Here is a 3,030-nt window from a genome sequence, read left to right as displayed (position 1 = left end):
CGCGGGCGGTCAGGGCCGGCGGCAGCGGCTGCTCCAGCACCGGCTGGTACAGCGCGCGCAGCGCGGCGTCATGGTCGCGGTAGGCTTGCAGCCGCGCCGCGTCGGCCGGATGCAGCAACAGGTGGGCGTCGACCGCGCCGCGCCGTTCGGGCGGCAGGCGGCCGTCGACCCAGGCTTGCAACTCGGCTTCGGTAACAGGGGAGTTCATTTGACCACCTTCAACGTGGAGGGCAGGGGCTGGCCCTGCAGGATCAGGCGCAGCCTTTCCCGGCCGCGGGACAGGCGCGACATCACCGTGCCGAGCGGAATATCGAGGGCGGCCGCCACCTCGTCGTAGCGCATCTCTTCCAGCGCCACCATCAGCAGCACTTCGCGCTGTTCCGGCGGCAGCTGCCGCAGCGCCTGGTCCATGTCGCGCAGGGCCAGGCCGTGGGCGGTGGTGTCGGCTGTGGCCGGCTGCAGCGCGTCGTCCAGCGGCTCGGTGGCCAGCGACGGCCGGCGCTGCTGGTCCGCGTGCAGATTGTGCATGATGCCGAACAGCCAGGCGCGCATGTCGCTGCCGCGCCGCCAGCTGGCCAGCCGGTCCCAGCCGCGCTCGACGGTGTCCTGCACCAAGTCGTCGGCCTCGGCGCGGCCGCCCAGCAGCGCCCGCGCGTAGCGGCGCAGGCGCGGGATGCAGGCGATCAGGCGCTCGCGTTCGTCTTGCATGGACGGCGCTTAGTCCTTGACCACGTGCCAGATGTCCTTGAAGTTGTCGCCGTTGCGGTCGCCCGGCTTGAGGTCCTTCTTGAACAGGTACAGCGGCTTGCCCTTGTAGGCCAGCTGCTTGGCGCCGTCCTCGCGGGTGATCGCGGAATACGGCGCGGCCACGCTGGCCGCCGGCGCCACGGCCGGCCAGTTCTCGCTGCACGGGCCGTTGCAGGCGCTGGTGCCGCTGCCGGCCGCGTCCTTGTCGAAGGTGTACACGGTCATGCCGGCCGCGTTGACCAGGATGCCGTCTTTTTTCGTGACGGAGTCGGCGTGGGCGGCGCCGGCCAGCAGCGCGGCGGCGGCGAGGAGGGACAGGCGGGTGGCGATCTTCATGGCGTGGGTCCTTTACGGTTGGGTTGAACGGCGACGCGAAACGGCGCTGTTATTGCGTATACGTAAGGTACGACCGGATTATTCCCTCGTCCGTAAAATAAATTCTCCGATCAATGAACGGGAGATACCAATGAAAAAGCAACTCATCATTGTCGCCGGCCTGGCCGTGGCGGCCATGTCGCCATCCTACGCCCAAACGCTGAACAAGGGCGACCAGCACATCCTCACCCAGCTGGCGCAGGCCAACATGGCGGAGGTGGAGGCCGGCAAGATCGCCCTGCAAAAGGCCAGCAAGCAGGAGGTCAAGACTTTCGCGCAACAGATGGTGGATGACCACACCAAGGGTTTGCAAGCCGTGCAGGATGTGGCGCGCAGCAAGAACGTCACGCTGCCGACCGAACCGGACGCCAAGCAAAAGCGCATGAGCGAGCACCTCAACAGCCTGAGCGGCGAGGCCTTCGACCAGGCGTACCTGAAAAACGCCGGCGTGCAGGCGCACAACGAAGCCCACAAGCTGGTCGCCAACGCGCAGAAACACGCCACCGACGCCGACGTCAAGGCGCTGGCCGCCAAGCTGCAGCCGACCGTGGACCAGCATTTGCAAACCGTGCAGGCGATGGCGGACGGCAAGCACGCGACCACCAAACAGTGAGCGGCCGGCGGCGAAATATTTCTCCGTGTTAAAATAATTTCTCTTGGGAACTAAAATCTCTTTGATTTCAGGGACTTAACAAGGGCTGCCAGGGCAGCCCGTAAACTGTGGAATAATGCTGGAACAGCGCATACATGCGCTAAGGCAATGACGCCTGTCGCTCCGACCGGGAGCGGGTAGCACACAGTAAAGGGAAGTTATTTGGTGAATATGTTTGCGCACGATGTGGAGCTGGCGCGCTGGCAGGCGGAGTTGTCTGAAGCGCAAGGTTCGTCGCGTCTGCCCCTGTTGTCGGCGCTGGCCTGGCACCTGCGCCAGCGCGACCCGTCGCGTGCGCAAACCCTGGCCGCCGAGCTCACGCCGCTGCTGGCCGCGCTGCCCGACGCCGAGGCCGCCGTGCAGCGCGCCCGCCTGCTGCTGGTCGGCGCCGAGTCCGAATGGCTGAACGGGCGGCTGGATTCCGCCCAGCACCAGGCCGAGCAAGCCCTGCGGCAGCTGGAGCAGGCGGCCGCGCTGCCGGCCAAGGCCAACCGTGCGCGCGCGGACGCCAGCTGGGTGCTGGCCTGGGTCGCCAACGACCGCGGCAACAGCAGCGCCGGCGACCGCTGGCTGGAGCAGGCCGCGCTGGCCGCCCGCGCCGGCGGCGACCCGGTGCGTATCGACCTCATCGACGCAGCCTCCGGCATCTGCGACACCTTCCGCGACTGGAAGGCCGCGCAGGAGCGCTGGAGCGGCCGCTTCGGCTCCGACCTGAGCGGCGTGGAGCCGGTCGCGGCCGGCTGGATCAGCGACTTCTTCGGCACCTGCGCCTTCCAGCGCAGCGACTACGGCCGCGCCATCGGCCACCTCATGCTCAGCTACGAGACCGCGCTGGCGACCGGGCAGATACGGCGCGCCATCATCGTCGCCACCAACATCGGCAACGGCTTCACCAGCCTGAATGCGCACGAGGCGGCGCTGGACTGGATGCAGCGCGGCCTGGACCTGGCGCGCCCGACCGGCTGGCCGCTGAGCATCGGCATGTGTCTGATGCAGACGGCCGAGACCCTGCGCCAGCTGGGCCAGCGCGAGGCGGCGCAGACGCTGCTGCGCGAGGCGCTCAACACGCTGGCGCCGCTGTCCGGTTCGCGCGCCTATGCGGTGGCGCTGGAATACCAGGGCGACCTGGCGCTGGACCTGGGCAACCACGCGGCCGCGCTGGACAGCTTCACCCGCCTGGCCTCGCGCGGCGACGCGCTGGGCCAGACCGACTTCCGCAGCAGCGCGCGGCGCGGCCAGGCGCACGCGCTGTCGCA

At 68.5% G+C, this 3,030-nt stretch carries 4 protein-coding genes and 1 pseudogene; 2 read left to right on the top strand and 3 right to left on the bottom strand.

Annotation, left to right across the window (positions count from 1 at the left end):
• From GTP90_RS35255 to GTP90_RS35245, 3 genes are all read right to left on the bottom strand, one after another.
• A partial coding sequence (locus GTP90_RS35255) for an anti-sigma factor family protein (RefSeq protein ID WP_371875185.1) occupies nucleotides 1-208 on the bottom strand: 208 nt, incomplete at its 3' end.
• Nucleotides 205-708: an RNA polymerase sigma factor gene (locus GTP90_RS35250; RefSeq protein ID WP_161087864.1), complete on the bottom strand. Its 504-nt coding sequence runs from the start codon at nucleotides 706-708 to the stop codon at nucleotides 205-207. The genes GTP90_RS35250 and GTP90_RS35255, both read right to left, overlap by 4 nt.
• Before the next feature lie 9 nt (nucleotides 709-717).
• Complete coding sequence (locus GTP90_RS35245) at nucleotides 718-1,083, bottom strand: COG4315 family predicted lipoprotein (protein WP_161087863.1); 366 nt, start codon at nucleotides 1,081-1,083, stop codon at nucleotides 718-720.
• 130 nt (nucleotides 1,084-1,213) lie between these two features.
• On the opposite strand from GTP90_RS35245, the gene GTP90_RS35240 reads away from it, so the two are divergent.
• Nucleotides 1,214-1,735, top strand: coding sequence for a DUF4142 domain-containing protein (locus tag GTP90_RS35240; protein ID WP_161087862.1), 522 nt, complete (start codon nucleotides 1,214-1,216; stop codon nucleotides 1,733-1,735).
• Nucleotides 1,736-1,945: 210 nt separating this feature from the next.
• A pseudogene (locus GTP90_RS35235) lies at nucleotides 1,946-3,030 on the top strand (GGDEF domain-containing protein); the annotation flags it as partial.

Origin of the sequence: Duganella vulcania, assembly GCF_009857655.1 — a bacterium.
GTDB classification, from domain to species: domain Bacteria; phylum Pseudomonadota; class Gammaproteobacteria; order Burkholderiales; family Burkholderiaceae_D; genus Rugamonas; species Rugamonas vulcania.
This window is presented reverse-complemented; position numbering and strand designations above follow the sequence as displayed.